Origin of the sequence: Methanolapillus millepedarum (assembly GCF_032594115.1) — an archaeon.
GTDB lineage: Archaea > Halobacteriota > Methanosarcinia > Methanosarcinales > Methanosarcinaceae > Methanolapillus > Methanolapillus millepedarum.
In genome coordinates this window covers 1,420,375-1,442,225 of the sequence record NZ_CP131060.1, presented here as the reverse complement: position 1 = coordinate 1,442,225, position 21,851 = coordinate 1,420,375, and the positions used below count along the sequence as shown (strand labels likewise).

25 protein-coding genes and 1 tRNA gene are annotated in these 21,851 nt (G+C 43.1%); 18 read left to right on the top strand and 8 right to left on the bottom strand.

The window, feature by feature from the left end:
• Window positions 1-439 precede the first annotated feature (439 nt).
• Window positions 440-730 carry a non-histone chromosomal MC1 family protein gene (locus MsAc7_RS06660; RefSeq protein WP_338099235.1) on the top strand — a complete coding sequence of 97 codons (291 nt, stop codon included), beginning with the start codon at window positions 440-442 and terminating at the stop codon, window positions 728-730.
• A gap of 231 nt (window positions 731-961) precedes the next feature.
• Window positions 962-1,879, top strand: a complete 918-nt coding sequence (gene argB, locus MsAc7_RS06655; protein WP_338102138.1) for an acetylglutamate kinase — start codon at window positions 962-964, stop codon at window positions 1,877-1,879.
• Window positions 1,880-2,039: 160 nt separating this feature from the next.
• Here argB and MsAc7_RS06650 read toward each other — a convergent pair whose 3' ends face one another.
• Both MsAc7_RS06650 and MsAc7_RS06645 read right to left on the bottom strand, forming a co-directional pair.
• Window positions 2,040-3,176, bottom strand: coding sequence for an isocitrate/isopropylmalate dehydrogenase family protein (locus MsAc7_RS06650; protein WP_338102137.1), 1,137 nt, complete (start codon window positions 3,174-3,176; stop codon window positions 2,040-2,042).
• A 115-nt stretch (window positions 3,177-3,291) separates the two neighbouring features.
• On the bottom strand, window positions 3,292-3,795 hold the full coding sequence (locus MsAc7_RS06645; RefSeq protein WP_338102136.1) for a 3-isopropylmalate dehydratase small subunit: 504 nt from the start codon (window positions 3,793-3,795) through the stop codon (window positions 3,292-3,294).
• 215 nt (window positions 3,796-4,010) lie between these two features.
• Here MsAc7_RS06645 and larE point away from each other — a divergent pair, with 215 nt between their 5' ends.
• The 5 genes from larE to MsAc7_RS06620 all read left to right on the top strand — a co-directional run bounded on the left by larE (window position 4,011) and on the right by MsAc7_RS06620 (window position 7,235).
• A complete protein-coding gene (larE, locus tag MsAc7_RS06640; RefSeq protein ID WP_338102135.1) occupies window positions 4,011-4,889 on the top strand; it encodes an ATP-dependent sacrificial sulfur transferase LarE in 879 nt (292 codons plus the stop codon).
• Window positions 4,886-5,476, top strand: coding sequence for a GNAT family N-acetyltransferase (locus tag MsAc7_RS06635; protein ID WP_338102134.1), 591 nt, complete (start codon window positions 4,886-4,888; stop codon window positions 5,474-5,476). The genes larE and MsAc7_RS06635 overlap by 4 nt, the downstream gene beginning before the upstream one ends.
• 134 nt (window positions 5,477-5,610) lie before the next feature.
• Window positions 5,611-5,772, top strand: coding sequence for a hypothetical protein (locus MsAc7_RS06630; RefSeq protein ID WP_338102133.1), 162 nt, complete (start codon window positions 5,611-5,613; stop codon window positions 5,770-5,772).
• A 64-nt stretch (window positions 5,773-5,836) separates the two neighbouring features.
• Window positions 5,837-6,397, top strand: coding sequence for a DUF531 domain-containing protein (locus MsAc7_RS06625; RefSeq protein ID WP_338102132.1), 561 nt, complete (start codon window positions 5,837-5,839; stop codon window positions 6,395-6,397).
• Window positions 6,398-6,485: 88 nt separating this feature from the next.
• A complete protein-coding gene (locus MsAc7_RS06620; protein WP_338102131.1) occupies window positions 6,486-7,235 on the top strand; it encodes a ribonuclease H-like domain-containing protein in 750 nt (249 codons plus the stop codon).
• A 457-nt stretch (window positions 7,236-7,692) separates the two neighbouring features.
• Here MsAc7_RS06620 and ilvE read toward each other — a convergent pair whose 3' ends face one another.
• Window positions 7,693-8,577, bottom strand: coding sequence for a branched-chain-amino-acid transaminase (gene ilvE / locus MsAc7_RS06615; protein WP_338102130.1), 885 nt, complete (start codon window positions 8,575-8,577; stop codon window positions 7,693-7,695).
• Window positions 8,578-8,807: 230 nt separating this feature from the next.
• Here ilvE and MsAc7_RS06610 point away from each other — a divergent pair.
• Window positions 8,808-8,882, top strand: a tRNA-Arg gene (locus tag MsAc7_RS06610).
• Window positions 8,883-9,028: 146 nt separating this feature from the next.
• Here MsAc7_RS06610 and proB read toward each other — a convergent pair.
• Entirely contained in the window at window positions 9,029-10,198 is a 1,170-nt protein-coding gene (gene proB / locus MsAc7_RS06605) for a glutamate 5-kinase (RefSeq protein ID WP_338102129.1), read from the bottom strand.
• A gap of 35 nt (window positions 10,199-10,233) precedes the next feature.
• Complete coding sequence (locus tag MsAc7_RS06600; protein WP_338102128.1) at window positions 10,234-11,589, bottom strand: glutamate-5-semialdehyde dehydrogenase; 1,356 nt, start codon at window positions 11,587-11,589, stop codon at window positions 10,234-10,236.
• Between the two features lie 828 nt (window positions 11,590-12,417).
• Here MsAc7_RS06600 and MsAc7_RS06595 point away from each other — a divergent pair.
• On the top strand, window positions 12,418-12,795 hold the full coding sequence (locus MsAc7_RS06595) for a DUF356 domain-containing protein (protein WP_338102127.1): 378 nt from the start codon (window positions 12,418-12,420) through the stop codon (window positions 12,793-12,795).
• Window positions 12,796-13,010: 215 nt separating this feature from the next.
• Here MsAc7_RS06595 and MsAc7_RS06590 read toward each other — a convergent pair whose 3' ends face one another.
• On the bottom strand, window positions 13,011-13,439 hold the full coding sequence (locus MsAc7_RS06590) for a toprim domain-containing protein (protein WP_338102126.1): 429 nt from the start codon (window positions 13,437-13,439) through the stop codon (window positions 13,011-13,013).
• 217 nt (window positions 13,440-13,656) lie between these two features.
• Here MsAc7_RS06590 and MsAc7_RS06585 point away from each other — a divergent pair, with 217 nt between their 5' ends.
• On the top strand, window positions 13,657-14,889 hold the full coding sequence (locus tag MsAc7_RS06585) for a radical SAM/SPASM domain-containing protein (protein WP_338102125.1): 1,233 nt from the start codon (window positions 13,657-13,659) through the stop codon (window positions 14,887-14,889).
• Window positions 14,890-15,024: 135 nt separating this feature from the next.
• Here the strand turns inward: MsAc7_RS06585 and MsAc7_RS06580 are convergent, their stop codons facing one another.
• Complete coding sequence (locus MsAc7_RS06580; protein ID WP_338102124.1) at window positions 15,025-15,318, bottom strand: signal recognition particle protein Srp19; 294 nt, start codon at window positions 15,316-15,318, stop codon at window positions 15,025-15,027.
• An 89-nt stretch (window positions 15,319-15,407) separates the two neighbouring features.
• The gene (locus MsAc7_RS06575) at window positions 15,408-16,220 is read right to left on the bottom strand and encodes a sugar phosphate isomerase/epimerase family protein (RefSeq protein WP_338102123.1); all 813 of its coding nucleotides are present in this window, start codon (window positions 16,218-16,220) and stop codon (window positions 15,408-15,410) included.
• Between the two features lie 291 nt (window positions 16,221-16,511).
• Here MsAc7_RS06575 and mtrE point away from each other — a divergent pair, with 291 nt between their 5' ends.
• The 8 genes from mtrE (at window position 16,512) to mtrH (ending at window position 21,586) form a co-directional block, all read left to right on the top strand.
• The gene (gene mtrE / locus MsAc7_RS06570) at window positions 16,512-17,426 is read left to right on the top strand and encodes a tetrahydromethanopterin S-methyltransferase subunit E (RefSeq protein ID WP_338102122.1); all 915 of its coding nucleotides are present in this window, start codon (window positions 16,512-16,514) and stop codon (window positions 17,424-17,426) included.
• Window positions 17,423-18,193 (top strand): tetrahydromethanopterin S-methyltransferase subunit D, encoded by a 771-nt coding sequence (gene mtrD, locus MsAc7_RS06565; RefSeq protein WP_338102121.1) that lies wholly within the window; start codon window positions 17,423-17,425, stop codon window positions 18,191-18,193. Before mtrE ends, mtrD begins: the two co-directional genes overlap by 4 nt.
• Complete coding sequence (gene mtrC / locus MsAc7_RS06560; protein ID WP_338102120.1) at window positions 18,190-19,059, top strand: tetrahydromethanopterin S-methyltransferase subunit MtrC; 870 nt, start codon at window positions 18,190-18,192, stop codon at window positions 19,057-19,059. The genes mtrD and mtrC overlap by 4 nt, the downstream gene beginning before the upstream one ends.
• Window positions 19,056-19,367: a tetrahydromethanopterin S-methyltransferase subunit MtrB gene (gene mtrB / locus MsAc7_RS06555; RefSeq protein WP_338102119.1), complete on the top strand. Its 312-nt coding sequence runs from the start codon at window positions 19,056-19,058 to the stop codon at window positions 19,365-19,367. The genes mtrC and mtrB overlap by 4 nt, the downstream gene beginning before the upstream one ends.
• Window positions 19,368-20,144 carry a tetrahydromethanopterin S-methyltransferase subunit A gene (gene mtrA, locus MsAc7_RS06550; protein ID WP_338102118.1) on the top strand — a complete coding sequence of 259 codons (777 nt, stop codon included), beginning with the start codon at window positions 19,368-19,370 and terminating at the stop codon, window positions 20,142-20,144.
• A gap of 22 nt (window positions 20,145-20,166) precedes the next feature.
• Complete coding sequence (gene mtrF / locus MsAc7_RS06545) at window positions 20,167-20,376, top strand: tetrahydromethanopterin S-methyltransferase subunit F (RefSeq protein WP_338102117.1); 210 nt, start codon at window positions 20,167-20,169, stop codon at window positions 20,374-20,376.
• Window positions 20,377-20,439: 63 nt separating this feature from the next.
• Window positions 20,440-20,625, top strand: a complete 186-nt coding sequence (mtrG, locus tag MsAc7_RS06540; RefSeq protein ID WP_338102116.1) for a tetrahydromethanopterin S-methyltransferase subunit MtrG — start codon at window positions 20,440-20,442, stop codon at window positions 20,623-20,625.
• Between the two features lie 10 nt (window positions 20,626-20,635).
• Window positions 20,636-21,586 carry a tetrahydromethanopterin S-methyltransferase subunit H gene (mtrH, locus tag MsAc7_RS06535; protein WP_338102115.1) on the top strand — a complete coding sequence of 317 codons (951 nt, stop codon included), beginning with the start codon at window positions 20,636-20,638 and terminating at the stop codon, window positions 21,584-21,586.
• Window positions 21,587-21,851: the final 265 nt, after the last annotated feature.

Genomic DNA, 21,851 nt, shown 5'->3' with positions numbered 1-21,851 from the left:
CCAATATTTTCTGCGGATATAAAAGCTTGTTCTCAAAAATCGGACGCATTATTTTTCGTTTCTCTTTTTCATTTAATTTCATCAATTTCATTATTCAATTTTCAATTTTCAATTTTTAGTATTTTTTTCAAATCTATATAGTTGCATCATCCGATGCTTTTTTTCAAAGCATGTTTTTTGGGACCGTCACGATAGTATGCAAAAAAAATATGATTTCGCTAAATTTTAGTTTTTCAAAAATCAGATTCAAAAGACCTTTTTTTCTGCCCAAAATTGAAAAATATTCACATTCATGTATAAAATTATCCTCTTTGCGAAAAAAAATAAAAAAATCGTTAAAACGGCGTTAAAAGAGTCAATATATAGACAAACTATATATATAAGAAATGCCAATTCACTCACTAGCAATATATCCAAGATTATTGCAAAGGTGATTAAGATGGCAGAAACAAGAAACTTTGTTTTAAGAGAAAAAGATGGCACAGAATCCGGTGTCTTTACCGGTAAACAACCCAGACAAGCAGCCTTAAAAGTTGCAAACCGCGGCAACGGCAACAAAAAGAAACCGGAAACAATCATGCTCCGCGAGAGAGGAACCAAGAAAGTCCACGTCTTCAAAGCCTGGAAAGAACTTGTTGACGCTCCGAAGAACAGACCGTCCTGGATGCCGGCAAAAATCAACAAGCCGTTCGTTAAAAAAGTCGAAATCATTAAACTCGACGAGATTTAAGTACGATAAATGAAGGTTCATTTTTCATTTACAACACCCACATAAAGCGGAAACGAAATTCGATTCCGCTTTTTTTAATCATTTGTTTACATTTGAAATATTTTTATTTTTATTCGATTTTGTCATCAAAATCTTTAAGAGAACAAAGAGACTAGGCATATTGGATTATTTTTATCCTAATATTTTATACACAATGGCAAGCAATTGACAGAAACAGCGGAAAGACCACACATGGGATTAAAGTTTGAAGATGTTTTAATCGAATCCCTTCCTTACATTCGGGATTTTTCGGAATCGGTCATGGTGATCAAAATCGGCGGCAACGCGATGATGGGACCGGAAGCTGCGGCAAACTTAATGGACGAAATTGTCCAAGACATTGTCCTTTTGCATTTTGTCGGCATTAAGACCATTGTCGTTCACGGCGGCGGTCCTGAAATCAATGAAAAAATGGAAAAAATGGGCAAAACGCCGAAATTCATCGGAGGCCTCCGGGTTACCGATGACGATACGCTTGAAATTGCCACCATGGTTTTGGTCGGGAACATCAACACTAAAATGGTATCCCTTATCAATAAATACGGCGGAAAAGGTGTCGGTTTAAACGGTGTTGACGCGAATTTGATTCAAGCCAAAAAGAAAAAGAGTCAAAAGGTCGTTGTCGACGGCAACGAAGAAGATGTTGATATCGGATGGGTTGGCGAAACCGAAATTATTAACCCGAAAATTCTGCGCATGATGATTGAAAACGGCTACATCCCGGTAATTTCGCCGGTCGCCGCCGAAAAGAAAGGACACATGCTCAATATTAACGCAGATACCGTCGCCGGTGACGTCGCCGCCGCACTGGGCGCTAAAAAACTGATTATGATGACCGATATTTCCGGTGTTCTCCGGGATGTGAAAGACAAAAACAGCCGGATTTCCAAAATTGAAGTTTCCGAAATCGATAAAATGATTGAGGATGAAATTATCACCGGCGGAATGATTCCAAAAATCCGGGGCGCCGAAGTGGCTGTCCGAAGCGGCGTCGAAGGCGTTCACATCATCAACGGAAGCACCCCGCACTCGTTGCTTTTAGAACTTTTCACCGACATCGGCGTCGGAACCATGATTTACAAAAAGGAAGACGAAAAAGAAGAAGAATAATTTTTCTTTTTTTATTTCTTTATTTTCTCATTTTTATTGCCCGCTTTTTCCGGCGCCCTGCGCGCGCGTTATCGCAACCATTTTGGGAAAAATGACTCAAAGCCGATGGCTGTTTTAAAAAGATAAATGAAAAAAAGAAAATGAAAAGAAAAATCAGGAATCACTTTTTCCCGATTTCTTTCACAATTCTTGCCACATCCGTTCCGACTTCGGAACACTTGTTCGTGCCGCCCATGTCGGATGTTTTCACAATTCCCGCGGACACGTTCTTTTCAATGGCGTTCACAATCGCGTTTGCTGCATTTGATTCGCCGAGCGTGTCCAAAAGCAGCGCGCCGGCCCAAATCGTTGCCAACGGATTGACTTTGTCCATGCCTTTGTATTTCGGCGCAGACCCGTGGATCGGCTCAAACATGCTGGTTCCGCTCGGGTTGATGTTTCCGCCGGGCGCCAGGCCGAGACCGCCCTGAATCATGGCGCCAAGATCGGTAATAATGTCGCCGAACATGTTCGGCGTCACGACGACATCGAAAAATTCCGGATTTTTAACAAACCACATGGTAACAGCGTCCACATAATTGAAATCCGTCTGCACCGTCGGATATTTTTTTCCGATTTCGGTGAAATTTTCCCGCCAAAAACCGTAAATGTCGGACAAAACATTCGCTTTATCAACCGACGACAAATGGTTGCGGCGGTTTTTGGCGAGATCATATGAATATTCAATCACGCGGCGGGTGCCTTCTTTGGAAATCATGCCGATTTGGTAAGCAATCTCTTCGCTGTCGGTTTCAATGTCAAGACCGAATTTGGCGGAATAAAGCTGCCGCTTCACTTCCAACAAGTCTTTTTTCTCTCCTTTTTTCGCACGGCCGCCGATTCCGATATAGAAATCCTCCGTGTTTTCGCGGACGACGACAAAATCGATGTCTTGGGCGGTTTTGCCGCGAATCGGAGATTCCACGCCGTCCAAAAGCTTAATCGGGCGCAAGTTAATGTATTCGTCAAAGTAAAACCGCATGTTGAGAAGAATTCCTTTTTCGAGAATGCCGGGCGTCATGCGCGGATCCCCGAGAGCGCCCAAATAAATCGCTTTGTATTTGGAAAGCTCCTTGAGCGTGTCTTCGGAAATCAGTTCGCCTGTTTCCAAATAGTGGTCGGCGCCATGCGGATAGTCGATCCATTCCACATCAAATCCGAAAACGTCTCCGGCGGCATCAATGACTTTTTTGCCTTCGCGCACAATTTCAGGACCGATGCCGTCCCCGCCGATAACCGGTATTTTGTATTGAGTCATTTTGAAAACTTCCCATGAATATGTTTTTGATTAATTGGATTGTTTTTTAATTATTTTTGGTTCTTTAACTTAGATAATAAACGAGTTTTAAATTTCATTGGGTTCGGATAGAAATTTATTCGAAAATCTCTTGCCGGACGTGCTTGACGAGTCCGCCGTCGTTGACGATTTCCATGAGAAAATCCGGAAGCGGCGTTGATTTATATTCTTCTTTTTTGGTGAGATTTTTAACGGTTCCCGCGCTTAAATTGACTTCTAAAAGGTCGCTCTCCGAAATTTTATCCGCGTCGGTGCACTCAATGAGCGGAAGCCCGATGTTGATAGAGTTTCTGAAGAAAATGCGGGCAAACGACTTGGCGATGACGCAACTGACCCCGGAGCCGATCAATGCGAGCGGCGCATGTTCGCGAGAGGAACCGCATCCGAAATTGTTGCCGCCAACCACAATATCTCCCGGTTTGACAAGACTTACAAAATCCGGACGGACGCCGCAAAACGTATATTTGGACAACTCCTCGGGCGTGTTGTAAATCAAACATGTTCCGGAAATGATCGCGTCCGTGTCAATATCGTCGCCGAATTTGAACGCTTTTCCTTGAAATATGTTACTTGATGCCATAATGCTTACACTTCCTTCTACGATGATTTAAATTTTTTGTATTGAATAATTTTAAATAATCTCAAAACGACATACATTATTGTTTCATATTTAAACTTGTACACTTGGTTTACATAGAACAGAAAATACAAGAAGTGTTAAAAACAAAATCCATAAAAATAAAAACGGGTGAATTTAACCGATATTTTAATTTTTCAAAACAGGCGGTGAATATCATGGCAATTTCCGAATCTTTCCGGACCGAGAGGAAAGAACAAGAATTAAAAGACTTCTTTTCCCGACAAAAAAGTGTCTTGGTCGCGTTTTCAGGCGGCGTTGACAGCTCTCTTTTGGCTGCCGTTGCCGCGGGAACGCCGGATTTAAAAGTTTTAGCGGTGACGGTGTCGTCTCCTTTGGTTCCGGACCGGGAGCTTGAAACATCTAAAAAAATAGCCGCTGATATCGGCATTCCGCACATGGTTCTTGAAAAGAGAATGCTGGACTTGAAAGGTATTCGGAAAAATGAACTCAATCGTTGTTTCGTGTGCAAAAAAGAAATCATGGAGTCGTTGATTCAAATCGCCAAGGAGAAAAATTATGAAACAGTCGTTGACGGAACGAATTATTCCGACATCGTGGGAACGGTTTTCCGCCCGGGCTACAATGCCATTTTGGAAATCAACTCCCAATCAGATCTGAAGATTCTGACGCCGTTTGTGGAGTTTCAGATTACCAAAGACGATATTCGGAAAATGTCCAAAAAGAAAAGTTTTTTGCCGTCGAACAAGCCGACCATGTCTTGTTTAGCCACACGTTTTTCATACGGTATGGTTCTGACGCCCGATTTGCTCAAAACCATCGACATTGCGGAAGAAATGATGGTGAAAGCCGGCTTTTCTCAAATCCGCATTCGGTGCCACATTGATTCCGGTCAGCGGAAAATAGCCCGGATCGAACTCGATAAAAACGAAATGGATAAACTTTTCGGAAAAACACTCTCAGACGGTTCAAAGGAATTAAAGATTCAACCGGCGATTGATTATTTGAAAAAGAGCGGATTTTCATATGTGACTCTGGATCTTGAAGGATTCAGGAGCGGGAGCATGGACTTATGACTAAAAATGAAAAGCCGGAGAAAGAAAACACTCCGGAACCGGATTTTTTAATGGAGTCGGTTTTTGTTGCGGAATCTGATGTTGCCGCCGAAACAAATGTTACCTCAAAAGGCCTTCATATCCGGATCCGCCCGGCGACGGCAAATGATGCCGAATCGATTGAAATCATTCTCTCCACCTACTTTTTGGACCGGGAGGACATTCCTTATGAAAATTTCATCGTTGCCGAAATGGAATCCGGCAAATCTTTCAAAATAATCGGCTGCGCTGTTTACAATCGGTTTCGTTCTCCCAACTTTGAATCTTTTTATGAAATCCATACGATCGCGGTTTTGCCGTCTTATAAAAACAAAGGTATCGGAAGGCAATTACTTCTGGCGCTCGTGTCGGATATTTTAAAATCGGGCGAACCGGCGTTGTCAACAACCGTTTATACTCGGACGACCTCTCCCGAATTCTTCATACGGGAAGGTTTTTCCATGATCGAAAACGATGAAAAAAAAGAGCTTTGGCAGGAATGCCGCGATTGCGCCAAATTTGAAACGTGCATCCAAAAAGCGTTGTCCAAATTGGTCAAATATAACTGAAATTTTCAAGTTTTTAAGATTTTAAACAGTGATTGCAGGAAAATAAATATTTCGCAATGATTGTCCGCTTTTCCTCGGATTTTTGTTATCCTTAGGCGGTGACATTTTCAGCGCTTTTCCTCACAATTTTAAAAATGGTCGAAAAATTATTTATCACACATGACTTTATCATCTACAGCGACGGTCTTCAGTTGTTCTTCGCCATTTTACTTTTGTGTCTCGGCATTTCCATATCTGTTCAAGGAATTCGAAAACTTTGGGAGACAAAAGCAGATAAAGCGCAACCGGCGGTTTGACGGGAACGTTTCAAAGTTAAAAAAATAAAAAAATAAGATTTAATTTTTGAACTGATGTGAATTTATGTTAACACTCGGCATTGTCAACATGTACGACAAAATCAAAATCGTGGACGCCCACTACCGCGCCATTGCGCGGGCGGCACCGATTTGTTACGCTTACGATTTTTCTTTGGCGCTTTTCGATTTTCCGTTTAAGATGGAAAGAGACGAACTGGTCGAATTTGTTCGGGGCGAGACGACGATCGGTGAATCCGGCAAATATCTGGAACTTTTGAACAATGAACACCATCTCTATGTCTCGGATTTGCCGCCGAAAGGCTTTCCGGCGCATTTCGGCTCAATTGTTGTGACGACGTCCAAACCGTATCCTCAAAAAACGCTGACGCCGCTTGATGTCGCCGACGGCAATATGAGAAAAAAGTCATATATGTTTTTGGTTGGTCTCGGACGAAAAGGACTGCCGAAAGACTTGTTTGAGCGGGCGGAATATCATTTGGACATTACGTCAAAGCGGATTTCTTTGGAAACCTGCACCGCGATTGGCGCAATTCCGACGCAAATCAATGCGCTCACGTTTGCGCTGGAACAGAAAAACAAGCTTCAAGAAAGTAAAAAATTTTAAAATGAGATCTGATTGAAAAGAGATGCGATTGATAAAAAATACAATTGTTTACCGCAGGGTTCAATAAATCGAAAGGACTTTTCAGATTATGCTTCGAAACTCTTACATTCAAATGGAAGGCATTGGAAAATGCGCGGAAAAAAATATTTGGGACGCCGGCATCGAATCTTGGGAAGATGCCGCTGCTCAAATCGACAGCCTTCCGATTTCCAAAACAAAAAAAGCGGCGGTTGAGAAAGGGATTGACGAATCGGCCGCGGAACTTGGCGACAAAAATCATTTGTTTTTTGCAGAGCGTTTGCCGTCGGCCGAACATTGGCGCGCCTATTCCGAGTTTTCAGACTCGGTAGCATTTGTCGACATTGAAACGACCGGCCTTGCTCCCGGATTTGACAGTATAACAGTGGTTGGAATTTACAATCGAAAAGAAGCAAAAACGTATGTACAAGGCATTGACCTTGACGACATTACCGAGGAGATTCAAAAGTACAAAATGTTGGTCACATTCAACGGCGCTCGTTTCGATTTGCCGTTTATCAAACGTGAGTTTCCGGAAATTGAATTCAACCATTTGCACATGGATCTTATGTACCCGCTCAAACGCATCGGATATTCGGGCGGTCTCAAAAATATTGAGCGGACGCTTGGGATTGAAAGAGCTGAGGATCTCAAATCCGTCGATGGGTTTGAAGCCGTCCGCCTGTGGCGGCGGTATGAACGCGGTGATGAGGAAGCTTTGGATACGCTTCTGCGCTACAACAAAGAAGATATTGTGAATCTGGAAACCATCATCGATAAAGTTTATCCGTCTTTTATCCGGAATTGTTTGGAAAAATAAAGAAACTTTTCGGAATGATTTTTGTGTTAAGATTTTTAAGAAGCATGACATGATTCGTCAACAGAGTATATCTATCGTAAACTAATGGATTATACGGATAAAACTATCAAAATAATTCTGCCCCGCATCTTCCGATGGAAAAACAGAATTCGTTGATTCAATTTCCAATATTCTCAATTTTAAATAATTTTATTTTAATAAATGGATTGACCGATATTCTTTTTTATTTTTTCTTTTTTATTTTTATCTAAATATGGTTTTATTGTTTTTTTGCAAAAAAATCATTCACAATTTAAGTTACTCTTTCAAAGATGATCACGACGATGTGTGTCACCGACAATGTGTGCGAAAACACGAAATGAGAGAATAAACAAAAAGAGAAAATACTGAAAAGAAAAAAATAAACAAAAAAGAAAATAAAATGAGTGAAAAGAGAAAAAAGAAAATGGAAAGCCGATTACTTTTTAATCGGCGTTCCGGTTGTGCTTGTTAATTTTTCAAATCTTTTCACCATGTCCAAAGTGATTGGTCCCGGCTTTCCGTTTCCGATGTTTCGCCCATCCACGTAAACGACCGGCGCAGCTTCGGCGGCGGTTCCGGTGACGAAAATTTCGTCGGCAGTGTACACGTCAAAAAGGCCGATTTCTTCTACTTTGACCGGAATTTTGGCTTCCTGCAAAAGTTCGATGGCTGTTGCGCGGGTGATTCCTTTTAAGTTTCCGATGGTCGGCGGGGTATAAACGACGCCGTTTTTAATCACGAAAATGTTATCGCCTGAACCTTCGGCAACGCGGCCGTTGCTGTCAAGGAAAATCGCTTCATCGCCGCCTTTGACGTTCGCTTCGATTTTTGCCAAAATGTTGTTCAAATAGTTCAAGGACTTGATGTTCGGCGGGAGAGCGTCCGGCGCCACGCGGCGAATGCCGACGGTAACGGCCTTTAAACCGACCGTATACAGGTCGCCGTACATGGAACCCCAATATTTGGCGATGATGTAAACGTTCGGTTTGGCGCATTTGCGGGGGTCCAGACCCAAGTCGCCGTCTCCGCGGGACACGATCGGACGGATGTAAGCGTCAGTCAAATTGTTGACCCGAAGCGTTTCTAAAATGGCTTCTGCCATTTGTTCCTTGGTCATACCGATGTTCAAATCGATGGCTTTGGCGGAATCAAACAACCGGTCCACGTGTTCTTTTAATTTGAAAACACGGCCGTTGTAAGCGCGGATACCTTCAAAAACACCGTCCCCATAAAGGAAACCGTGGTCAAACACCGATACTCGGGCTTGTTCTTGCGGAACAAATTTGCCGTTCATGTAAATTAAACTCTCATTTTCACTCATGAAAATCACTTTTCATCCTTTCATATTTGATTCATAATTAAAAATCAAAAACTATCAAACCTCAATTCATTTAAATATTTTTCCCGTTTGAAATATTTTAGAAAAAATTGAAGACCCGTATCCCAACAATTTTAAAATCAACTGTTTCGATTCAGGAATTATCATAAACTATATATGCAAAAAGAAACGTTTCTCATCCCCAGTCGGTGAAAATCGGCAATGCGTTTTTTGGGCTCGTGGCTTAGCCAGGATATAGCGTCGGGCTTCTAACCCGAACGTCGGGGGTTCGAATCCTCCCGGGCCCGCTTTTATCCTTCCTTGTATTAAGATTCGTTTTTTGTTTTCGCTTTTTTCGCGCCGGCGTCGCGCGCGTTATGGCCGCACATTTTATTCAAATCGTCCAAAATCCGAGGATGGTTTTTGAATGAAAAGGAAAACAGAAAATCCGGATTCAGTCCAAAAGTGCAATATTTTCTTTTCGAATCACGTTGTCGTAATCTTTGTGGCCGAGAATTTTTTCAATATCGTCCGTATGGACGCCCTTTATTTTTTCAATGTCTTGTGCATCATAATCCGTGATGCCTTTTGCGAAAACAGCGCCGCCGCATTCGATTGAAACGACGTCTCCGCGTTTGAAATTTCCAGAAACCGACTTGATTCCCTTGGGCAGAAGGCCGCTTGTTTTGATGACAGCGTCCATGGCGCCGCGATCAACGGAAATCGTTCCTTCAGATTTTGAAAAAGAGATCCAACGGCTTTTGTTATTGGAAACATTTTCTTCCGCCGCGTAAAAGAGCGTTCCGATGTTATCGCCGGCAACAACGCGTTCAATAACGTTTTCAATTTTGCTGTTCGCAATCACCATGTGGCAGCCGGCCTTTTCGCAAATTTTTCCGGCAATGAGTTTGGTGCGCATGCCGCCGACGCCTTTCATGCTGGTCGGATCGCCGCCGTACGCTTCAATTTCAGGCGTGATTTTTTCAACAAAACTGATCAATTTCGCGTCGGGATAGACCTTCGGATTTTTGTCGTAAAGGCCGTCGATATCGGACAAAATAATCAAAAGATTCGCCTCGATTTTGCTGGCGACCATAGCCGACAGACGGTCGTTGTCGCCAAAAACCGTTTCGATTTCATTCGTGCACGTGCTGTCGTTTTCATTGATAATCGGAACAACGCCATAACCAAGAAGCGTTCCGATGCTGTTTCTTAAGTTCAAGTACTTGACCCGGTCGGAATAGAAATCGTAAGAGAGCAAAATTTGAGCGACTTGGGTGTTATAATTTTGAAACGCTTCACTCCAATAGCGCATGAGTTCGCCCTGCCCGACGGCTGCCGCCGCCTGACGCGCCGGAATTTCTTTGGGTTTGGTCGGAATGCCGAGCATCAATAAACCGACACCGATTGCTCCCGATGTCACAATAATGACTTCTTTGCCGGCGGCCATCAACGCCGATGTTTGGGCGGCGATATCGTCCAGAAACGATGTGTTGACCGTGGAATCGTCATTTGTCACGGATGTTGTTCCGATTTTAATCACGATACGGGACAAACTTTCAAAGAGACGGGACCGATCAACTTCAATATCGGTTACCGCTTTATTTACCGTATTTTTTGCCATATTATCGTCCGACATGTCCGTTTCATCCCGTGTTTTTATTGAAGCCGGCAGTATTTTTCATCTGTCCGCTTGTGAACGTATTTTTTGGCGCCGACGCCGGTGTAGTTGGCCACCACTTGCCCGCTTCCCGATAAAATGTATTTGTAAATCATGAGACCTTCCATGCCGACCGGTCCGCGGGAATGAATTTTGTTGGTACTGATTCCGACTTCCGCACCTTTTCCGTAACGGAACCCATCCGAAAAACGAGAAGAGGCGTTAATCATCACATTTCCGGAATCAACCAAACCGGCAAATTGATCAATATTCTTTTGGTTTTGGGATAAAATGACATCGGTGTGGTGAGATCCGTGTTTGTTGATATGTTCAATGGCTTCATCAACAGATTTGACAATTTTAACGGAGAGAATCAAATCGTTATACTCGGAATCCCAATCTTTTTCGGTTGCCTTTTGGATGCATGCGCTGCTCATATCGAATTTCGATTTTTTCAAAACGGCTTCGGACTCCCCGTCCAGCCGGAGTTCAACATTGTTGTCGGCATACAGTTTTGCCATTTGCGGCAAAAATTCGCCCGCGATTTTTTCGTTCACAAGAAGCGTCTCAATGGCATTACACGCCGCAGGGTATTGGATTTTGGAATCCAAGCACACCTTTTTCGCAAGTTCAATGTCAGCGCTTTCGTCCACGTAGGCGTGGCAAATGCCGCTGGAATGACCGAGAACGGGAATCCGAGTGTTGTCTTGAATGTATTTGACAAAATCATTGGACCCGCGCGGGATGAGCAAATCGATATAATTATCCATTTCAAGCATTTTGGCGACATCCTCACGGCTTTCCGCCAAATGGAAAGCTTCCTTGGGAATTTCCGGAACTTTTGAGATGGCACCAACCAGTGTCTCAAAAAGAGCGCGGTTGGAATTTTTGGCTTCGCTTCCGCCTTTAAAAATCGTCGCGTTTCCGCTTTTGAGGCACAAAGACATGACTTGAGGAACCACGTCCGGGCGGGCTTCAAAAATGACGCCGATCACGCCGATCGGGCAGCTGATCTGATACAGAGTTAAACCTTCGTCCAAAACAACGGTCGACAATGTTTTTCCGACCGGATCTTCCAATTTCGCGACATCCACCACGCCGGAAACCATGTCGTTGAATTTGGCGTCGCTGAGTTTTAAACGATCATAAAGAGAAGACGACATTTTGCCTTCTTTTTTCATCTTTTCCGCTTCTTCCAAATCTTTCCGGTTGGCCTCTAAAATTAATTCTTTATTCTTCTGAAGTTCCTGCGCCATAACCGCCAATGCTTTGTTTTTAATGTCTGTTGAAACGTTGGCTAAATGAACAGACGCACGCTTCGCCGAATAAGCTTTTTCCTCAATTGTGTGGTTCATGAATGATTGTCCCGTTGCTTAAATTGTAAATTTCTGTGGATTAAAATGAATGGCTTTCAAAAATCAGATATAAATAATTTGTTTTTTTGCTTTGGTGTTGTCAGCGATATATAAATAAGTTATGAACAGGGGCTTTATTCCCGGGACAGGGATAGATTGAAATTATAAAGAAATAATTATATAAAATTAAATCAACTATTTATGTTTTTTAATCCAATTTAATTGAGTCTTCCGATTAGGCTTTGTAAACAAAAACCGTATAATTATAGCAATAATATTTATAAGGGAGCATATCTATAATAATACACTTAATTATTTCAAATAAAAAATTTAACTTTTTATGTTTTTCAAATATGAAAAGATATTCTTAACAAATTTTAACGATTTGTGAAACTTGACGGCGGAAAGTGTCTGTTTTCAGAAAAATTCACCGCTTTAAAAACATTATAATTTTCACAAAATGAAACGAATAAAAGCCATAAATCAAAACACAATATTTAAAAACATTTGAATATCATTGACATAAGATAATAAAATTTTAATCGAAATACATAAAAAATGATACATTGCAAAACAATATTTCTATTGAACCTTGAAATTCAATAAAATTCAAAACATTGGGAATAACAATATAATAACATAATAATAATTAAATGAATCAATAGTAATAAAAACACCAACTTCTATAGAACCAATGAAAAACGAAAATAAAAAAAACGACCCAAAACGATAAACCAATCAAAAACAAAGAAAAACAAAAACAGTCGACAATAATTGAATAAAAATGTTCTCGATTCAATTAAAAATGTAACATGTGGTGGAATAAAAATGAAATCTTTCGCTTTAATTCGAGCAGATGACCCTGATAAAGTAAAAATAGCATTGCATGACTTAGAAACATACGGACACATGCAATTTAGTGATAATCCGAAAAATATCGCAACAAAATATGCCGACCAAATCTTGATGAATGTCATGAGCGTCACGCTTAAAAACGAGTGCTGCTCAGCATCTTTAGTTCAATTGGACACGCCGCCCGGAGCCGCCATCAGCAATCTGAAAAAGATTCATCCGCCGGCACACATCATCATTATCAGCCCAAGGCATGAAAAAGTCTACGAAGAATTGATGAATAATTACAACAATTTTCCGGATTTCGACCGCAAATTCACAAACGCGATCAAACCGAAAAAGGAAGACACATGAATTAAAAATGGTCGGATTTTATTCCATTTTTAATTTTTTCTTCGTTTTTCAACCTTTTCATTTTGAATCTCTGCATACTCTTTTTATTTGTTTTTGACTCTTGATTTTATATTTTGTTTAAAATTCCTTTTTCAAAACTTTTATTTTAAATACTTTTTATTTCAAATACTTTTTATTTCAAATACTTTTTATTTTAAATACTTTTTATTTCAAATTCAGACCGTTTCGTCATCAATCTCCGGGTAAAACATCTGCCGGAGCTTGCCGACATAAGAATAAAGGCTTTCAACGTCCTTGATTTCTCTTTTGGAATAAAACAAAATTTTTTCCCGAAACATCAAATCACATTTAACGTCCAGGTTTTTGAATTGTTCGGACAAAGAGGACGCCAAAATCCCGCCGCGTCGGTCCCAATCCGTCAAGATAATAACACCTTTTCCGGTTTCGGCAATATTTTCACAAAAAGCGGCCAACGGTTCATACGCGCACGGACGAATGTCGCCCGAAATTCCCAAATTTCTCAACGAAAAAACATCACGTCGGCCTTCGACAACAAGAATGGAATCAGACGCCGCTTCGTTAACGGCGTTTAAAATTTCTTCAAGCACCTCAAGCGCTTCCTTACACCGGTCCGTATTTTGCATAAATTCCTCAAACAAAATAAAACAAAAATAAAACAAATTAAAGAAAAAAAGATGAAACTCAAAATAAAAGAATTACAGTATCGTATTTATACTAAGACCCTGCAACTAACACAAAATATAAAAACCCGAATCAAATAAAAATCTGAATCAAAGTAATACATTAAAAAATGAAACACATTAAAAATAAAAGCGCAAATTACAACAATGGAGAAATTCAATGCAAATTTATGATTACAAAGTCGTTAAAATCAACGCGGACGTGGTGAACGGAAAAGTCGTTTTTGACGCGACCGGGCCGCTCTCTTTGGCCGCCAAACCGGTTGTTGACCGGATCAATAAAGTGTTTCAGGAAGAAAAGCCGATTTCCATAACGGATGACAAAATCATCTTCTCAACATGGATTCCGCCGATTCCGGGACCTGTTTTTAACCGGATGATTCATTCTCAAATCAACTTCTCTCTTTTCAAAAAAAGAACGCCGGACCAATTCTCAATCGGCGTGACGCCGCGTTGTCCGAACAAATGCTTGCACTGCGGTGCCGCCGACATGATGCAGCCGAACAATGAAATGACGTTTGAGCAAATTACGGGAGCCATCAATCAGGCGCTGGACATGGGAACGTATTTGGTCACGCTTGACGGCGGCGAGCCGATGCTTCGAAAAGATTTGCCGGAAATTGTGGCGGCCATTGACAAAGAAAGAACGACGGTTTCCATGTTCACCTCGGGATTCCGGCTCAATGAGGAGCGCGCAAAAGCCTTGGCGGACGCGGGCCTTAATTCCGTAAAAATCAGCTTTGACAGCGCCGACCCGGAAGTTCACGACAAATTCCGCGGCCGAAAAGGCGCCTTTGACGACGCGATTGCCGCCGTCAAAAACGCGAAAGCCGCCGGCATTATGACGGACATGTACCTGACAATTTCACCTTACAACATCGACAACATTGAAGATTTATACGCGCTCGCCACTGACCTTGGAATGGATGAAATGTCCATGACCGGAATTATCGCCGTCGGGAACTGGAAAAACCATGAGGATGAAGTCATCACGCGCGTTGACGCCAAGCGCCTTGAAGAATTCCACAAAAGAATTAATTCAACGCCCGGCGGACCGCGCGTCTCCGCCCTTCCGTATCTCCTTGGCCCCGATATGTTCGGGTGTTTTGCCGGCAGCCGCTGGATGCACGTCGCGTCCACCGGGGATGTTTTACCGTGTCCTTACACGCCTCTTTCGTTCGGAAATGTGAAAGATGAGCCGCTTTCCGAAATTTGGGAAAATATCGGAAAATTCCCGGCTTACAAAAAACAATCCATGGTCTGCCTCATGAGAGACAAAGACTTCCGTTCCAAATACATCCACACGATTCCGGAAAATGCGCAACTGCCGTATTATGTCGGACCGAAAAATAAAGAGACGAACGCGGAAAAGGAAAAAGTCAAAACCCAATAAAAGCGGATGATGATTTCGGATTTTTGTTTATCCAAAAATTTGATACATTCTTCTGATTCATATTTTAAAAATGGATGCTGTAACGCGCACGGGACAGCACGCTCAAATCAAAAAAAATAGAACAAAAGAAGGGAATTATTCGCCTCTTGCTTTTTTAATTTGCGCCGCGATCTGCCGGACTGCTGCCGTTTTCGGCTGAGCATTCACAATCATAATCCGGCCGCTTTTTTCCCACCAGGAACGCGGGTAGGCTTTGGACGACTCGAATTCCGGTTCAAACCCGAGTTTTTGCGCGGCTTTTAAGATTTCATCCGGCTTCGGCTCCTGAACCGCGCTTTTTTTGGAAATGATTCTGCCTTCCGCTTTTGTCTTTTCTTTGTCCAAATAAGCAGGCCAGACAACCAATTTTCCTCTGTCTTTCATCATCATAAATAAGCCTCGACAAAATATAGATTGTAAAAATACAAAATAAAATATAATACTTACCCAAATGCCAAAATTCAATAAATACTTTCTTTTTAGGGCGTCAGCACTTTGGACAAATATTCTTTTCCTTCGGCCGCTTCTTCCGTTGAAAAAACTTCCAAATTATAAATGCCGTCGTAATCGCCCAAATTTTTAAGAACGCTGTAGTCAATCACGCCGCGTCCCGGGCACATGTGTTCGTCGCCGCCGTACGGTTCCGTTTTTTTGCCGTAATTGTCGTGAACATGAACGTGAACGACATCCGGCGACAATTTTTTAACATAATCCGCCAACTTTTTTTGGTCGCCGCCGCAAGTCAGATTCGCGTGTCCGATGTCAAGCGCCGCGCCTAAGAAATCGGAATTGACGGCTTTGACAGCGGACAGGAGTTCTTCCGCTTCGCAGCACAAATTCAAAGGGTCGGTATTTTCCTTGTTTTCAAGCGCCAAAAGAATACCGTTGTCTTCGGCGTATTTGGTCAAAATCCGTAAGTTTTGAACCATCCGCCAAAACGATTTTTTGGGCGTGTCCGTAATCCGCCCCGGGTGAAGAACCAAAACATCGGCGCCCGAAAGCACCGCAATATCAACGGCTTCGTTCATCAGCAAAAAATCCTTGCCCGTCATATTGGACATGTCCACCAACAGCTCAATCGGATATTCAACCGAAAATTCAATATGGTAAGGCGCGTGCGCCGTCGAAAGCAAATCATAGGAAAAAAACTCGTCCAAAAAAGCATGAAGACGGTCTTTTTGAAGAACGCGGCCTTCATAAAGGCGCATCTTTGGAATATAAAGCTCAATCGAATCGACAATTTCATTTAAATCGGAAAGAGAACCCGCAAAAGTGGAAGCCCCGAATTTCATAAAGTGGAAAAGAGATTAAAAATAATTAAACCTTGCCTTTTAGCAGAATGATGTGATTTGTTTGAATCCGAAAATTATGAAGAGAAGGGATTTAAAAAAGGGCTTTTACATTCTTATTGGATTTGTGACAGATTTTTTAAAAGATTGATTATAAAATGAAGATTTTTCATCCAAGCTTCGGAAAGCTTTTAAAGGGAAGAACTTTTTTCATACAAAAAAATTGAAAATCAATTGAATTATTTTAATCGTTTTTGATATTTTAAAAATATTATGAAGAAATGAGAGGGGAGAATGGATCCGTTATTTGGTATGGGATTTTTGGCATTGGTCGGCGCGGCCGCCGCGATTGCCGGCTGGTCCGAGGACTTGGAGTCCGACGTCGGTTCCCAAAGCAACCCGAACTCTCAGGTACAGCTGGCGCCCCAAATGGGATTCCCGCACCGGCTGTTCAATAAAGCCATTTCCGGAGAGCCGCTCTCAAATGCCATGATGTGTACCATCGGCGGAACCGTTGCCGTCATTTTCATGACTGTTTTCGGAATGACAGACCTTTTCTCAATCGTCGCCGGCGCTCTTTTGGCGGCAGCAATTCATGGAATGTTTTCCGCAACGTCTTTTATGGGAAGAATTTCCAGCCAAAGCCGATTCAAACAACCGTTTTACAAAGATGTTTTGAGGTCCCATTTGCCGGTCATTGTCGCTTACGCTTTTTTGACAATCGTGTCCATCCTGATCATATCGGATTTGATGATTGTTTACTTAAAAGCGCCGATTCCGCTTCCGATCATTGCGTTTTTGCTTGGAATTTCCGCCGGATCCATCGGGTCTGCGATTGGAGATGTTCACTACGGCGCTGAAAGATTGTTCCAAAATATGGAATTCGGCGCCGGTATTAACGCGTCTTACTCCGGAAATATTGTCCGAAAAGCGGAATCCGGAATACGTTCCGGATTTGACAACGTATGGTTCTGCGCCAAGTTCGGCGGGCCCGCTACCGGAATTACGGTTTCTGCGGTTGTTTTTCTGACGTCTTGGATTATTCTTTTATTTAACCCGGCTTACGGAACGATTGTCGGGTGGGCCGGCGTTTTGGCCGGACTTTTAATGATACTTGTTCTTTTTGCCGCAAACCGTGTTCTTGAAAAATCCGCCCGCAAAAAATTCGGGCCGTATCGGGAAGAAGAAAAAACGGAGATGGTCGAATGATTGAAGGCGTTTTTGATTATTTGTATTCGTTATGGTTTATCGAAATCCTGTGGGCGTTTTTAATATTCACAGTTTTAATAACAATCGGCGGCGTTCTGATTTCACTCAGCGTTCATTTTATTCCCGTCGGCGGCGCGCCGGCCGCGATGGCTCAAGCGACCGGTGTCGGAACCGGAACAACACAGCTGGCTGCCGGCGCCGGACTGACCGGCCTCTTGGTTTCAGCATCCGTCTCTCTTCTCACGAACAGTTTTTGGCTGATTCTCTGTTTAGGCGCCATCGGGTCAGCCCTGATGATTGTGATTGTCATGTTTATGGCAAACATTGTTTACGTGTACGGCGTTGGCTGCACGCCTGCTTCCGGAAAGCTTCAACGTGATCCGGTCACCAAGGACCGGCAAGACATTTACGTTTCCAAAGGAACCGAAGGACATGGCATTCCAACCATCTGCTTTATCAGCGGCATCTTGGGCGGCCTTTTGGGCGGTTTTGGCGGCGCGCTGATTTTTGAATTGCTCTACATATACGCCTCAAGCGGACGTTTCTTTGACCCGATAACGGCGGTATCTCTGGCAGTCGTCCTTTCAATCGCGCTTTTCTTTATCAATGCGGTCATTGCGTCTTACAACATCGCGGGAACCATTGAAGGATATCATGACCCGAAATTTAAAAAATGGCCAAAAGCGGTTATCGTTTCCGCCGTCATGACTTTTATTTGCAGTTTGTTGTGTTTCTTTGCCGTCGGAAATATCGGAGGAATTTTATGAGTTTAAACGCCACTCCAAACGGCGCGGCCATGCCCGAAAATCCGCCGGGACGGTTCAAAAAATTTACACCGCATAAGACGGTTGCCGCCATGGGAATTGCCGGGTCTTTAATCGGTATTTACTTGCCGGCTGCATTGTCGCATCTGATATTAAATATTTGGAATATTTACGTTCCCGCTGTTACTTTTTCATTTTTGGCCGGCATCGGTATGGTGCTGGCGCTTGTGTGGGCGGCCGACAATGTCAGAAGAATTGCGAAATACGGCCTGGGAACCGGTGTTCCGTCCGTCGGTATGTACGGCATCGGCATCGGGATGATCGCCGCTCTTTTTGCGCTTTCAATTTCCGGAATTGGGGGGCCGATTGCCGGACTTTTGGCGGCAGCGGCCATCGGCTGGGTCGGCGGATGGCTGGTGAATCATGTTATCCAACTTAAAATCCCGTCTATGGAAACACGAATGGCGGAAGTTGCCGCCGGCAGCATGCTTGGGTTTTACGCATCGTTTGTAACCATTTTCGGGGAAACGGCAATCGTTGACATTTTAACATACTTGATCACCGGCGCGATCATCCTCGGATTTATGGGGTGCGTGTTTGTGATTTACCATGCTTATAACGCCAATCTCGGACCGGACGAATCTTTGGACCGGACGCGGACGCTCGCGGCTTTGGACGGATTTTTGTTGATGCTGGTTCTGGGTATTGTTTCATTTGTGTCCAAAGATCCGATCGGCCCGTTGGTCACAATCTTTATGTCAATTGTTTTCATAGTTATGCTGTACCGCAAGTACTGGACTTTGGTCAAAAGGGACGCCTACGCGGTCAGGGAAGCCGGTTTGCTTCCGGCCGAGGAGGAATTGTTATGAAAATTCAAATTTCACCGGAAACGGAACTTGTCATGGACCCGCTGACATCCGTGATTTCAAAACAAAAAACATTGACGGAAAAGCGTTCAATGATCGCGTTGATTCAAAAACTCGATGAAACGGAGCGGGCGGTGGACAGTTTAATCAATGCGCTTGCTCCCGACAAACCTCTCGCCAACTCCTGGCGCGGACGGGAAAAAACATCTGTCGGCGCCGGAATGGTCACCAATATTTTTTACGGAATCGTTGCCGGCTTGTTGGTGATTGGTGTTTTTTTAATTATCATCTTTTTGACGGGAGGATTTTAAATGCCGGAAAAAAGGGATGCTGCCGCCGGATGGCCGATGCTCAAAGGAGAATACCGCGCGGGAGATTCAAAATCTTGTGTTGCGGTTGTCACCTGCGGATCTCACTTAAATGATGAAGCACTTGTGAATGCGGGCGCCGCGGTGTCCGGCTCCTGTAAAACAGAAAATCTGGGGATTGAGAAACTTGTCACGCATATTGTGTCAAATCCCAACATCCGATACTTAATCGTCTCGGGCGCCGAAGTGAAAGGACATATCACCGGCGAAGCGATTTTAATGCTTCACAAAAACGGAATTTCAAACAACCGGATTGTCGGCGCAAAAGGCGCGATTCCTTATGTTGAAAATTTGTCATCGGCCGCTGTTGACCGGTTCCGTGAACAAATCGAATGCATCAACATGATTAATGTAGAAGATGTCGATTTGATTGCGAAAAAAATCCGGGAATGTATTCAAACAGATCCGGGCGCGTTTTCAAAGCCGGCGCTTCTTTTGGACCCCAAAGAAGGGGAAGAGGATGACAGCAAAACGGACGGTACGAACAGCGAAGAAAATACCGCTGACGGAAAAACAATGCCGGCAACCGGTCCTATCGGGATTGAAAACATGTCGGCGCTGATGATGACGATGCGCTTAAAAGCGGTCGATCAAAAAGTGGCCGGGATCGGCGATTACAACAAATTCCAGGCCGGATACAATGCCGGACGGATTGAAGGATTTGTCATCGGATTTGTGGCCGTTTTGATCATACTTGGTCTTTTGATTTTGATCCTGTAAGTTTGATGTGAAAGGGAAAGACATGGCAAAAAAAGTGCAAAATTCGGAAGAAATCTACATTGACCGGTTGGTGAAAAGCATTCAAATGCGCTGCCAATTGATTTCACGCTCCCTGAAATTAGACTCCGGCATCGAATCGACAAGAGTTGTCGGGTTTTCCATCGGATTCGTTTTGGTCTTTTTATTTGTTGTTGTGATTCCGGTTTTGGTTTTACGGGTTTTTGGGATTTGATGATAATATTTATTCAATAATGACTCAATAATATGTTTAATAAAAGAGAAGAGAGGATTTGTTATGATGGAATCGTTGACGGCGGAATATAATGAAATCCTGCACCGTCTGGACCGTTTGGATGAAAAAGCGGAATTTGCGAGCGCCGAAGTTGCCCAAAGAATGGGCCGGAAAATCGGGCGGGAAGTCGGTACCCTGTACGGTTTAATCGCCGGACTGGTGCTTATTTTAATTTATTTACTGATTTAAGAGGAATTTTATGTTTAAATTTGACAAATCCCAGGAAATTTACGATATCGGCGGCGTTCGCTTCGGCGGGCAACCCGGCGAAGTTCCGACGGTCATTATCGGAACCATGTTTTACAACCGCCATAAAATTGTCACCAATGCGGAAGCCGGCATTTTTGACAAGGCGGCCGCTGAAAAATTGTGGAACGACCAGTTGGAAATTTGCGATCAAACCGGGATTGCCTGCGCCAATCAATTGGTTGGCGAAACACCGGAAGCCATTCGAAATTATATCGACTGGTTTGTTGAAATTGATGATCAAGCGCCTTTTTTGATGGATTCTTCCGACGGCGCTGTTCGGTCTTTTGCCGCGCGCTATGCCACCGAAATCGGGATCTGTAACCGGGCCGTTTATAACTCCGTGAACGCGAGCATTGAAGAAAAAGAGATTCAAGCTCTTGTCGAAAGCGATATTGAAGCCTCCATTGTTCTCGCGTTTAACGCCGTCAATCCGACTGTTCTTGGAAAAGTGGAAATTTTAGAAAAAGGCGGAACCGGCTTAAAAGGCGGCCTTCTTCAGATTGCCAAAGATTGCGGCATCAAAAAACCGCTCATTGATATTGCGGCCGTCCCGCTCGGATCCGGCGCCGGCGCGTCGATGCGCGGCATCACCGCGATTAAAGGACATCTCGGCTATCCGGTCGGCGGCGGTTTTCATAATACGGCATCCGCTTGGGATTGGATCCGCGATTTTAAGAAAACAAAAGAGAATCCGAAAGAATATTACTTACCGGCCGACGTTGGCACAAACTTGGTTGCGCAAACGCTTGGCGCTGATTTCTTGCTGTACGGACCGATTGAAAACGCAAAATATGTGGCGCCGTCCGTTGCGATGGTGGACATTATGCTGGAAGAAAACGCAAAAGAGCTTGGCATCAAGTTAACCGGCGAGGAAAAATTACCGATCGGAAAACTGATTTGATTTTCTGAAATTTCTTTTTGGTTTTCTCTTGTGTTTGCTTTTCTTTTTCTCCTTCCTTTTTTTCTCTTTTTTTCTTTTCTTTTTTTTCTTCCTTTTCTCCTTCCTTTCTTTTGACATTAAATTTTTGTATGATTTGAAAAATAAAACAACGGTCATCTTAAACATTAATTATATATACATTAATATAATATATGATGTTTTAATCTTTTCAAATCATTTTTGGAAATATTCATTTCTTTAAAATATTTTCAGACTCAGATAAAGA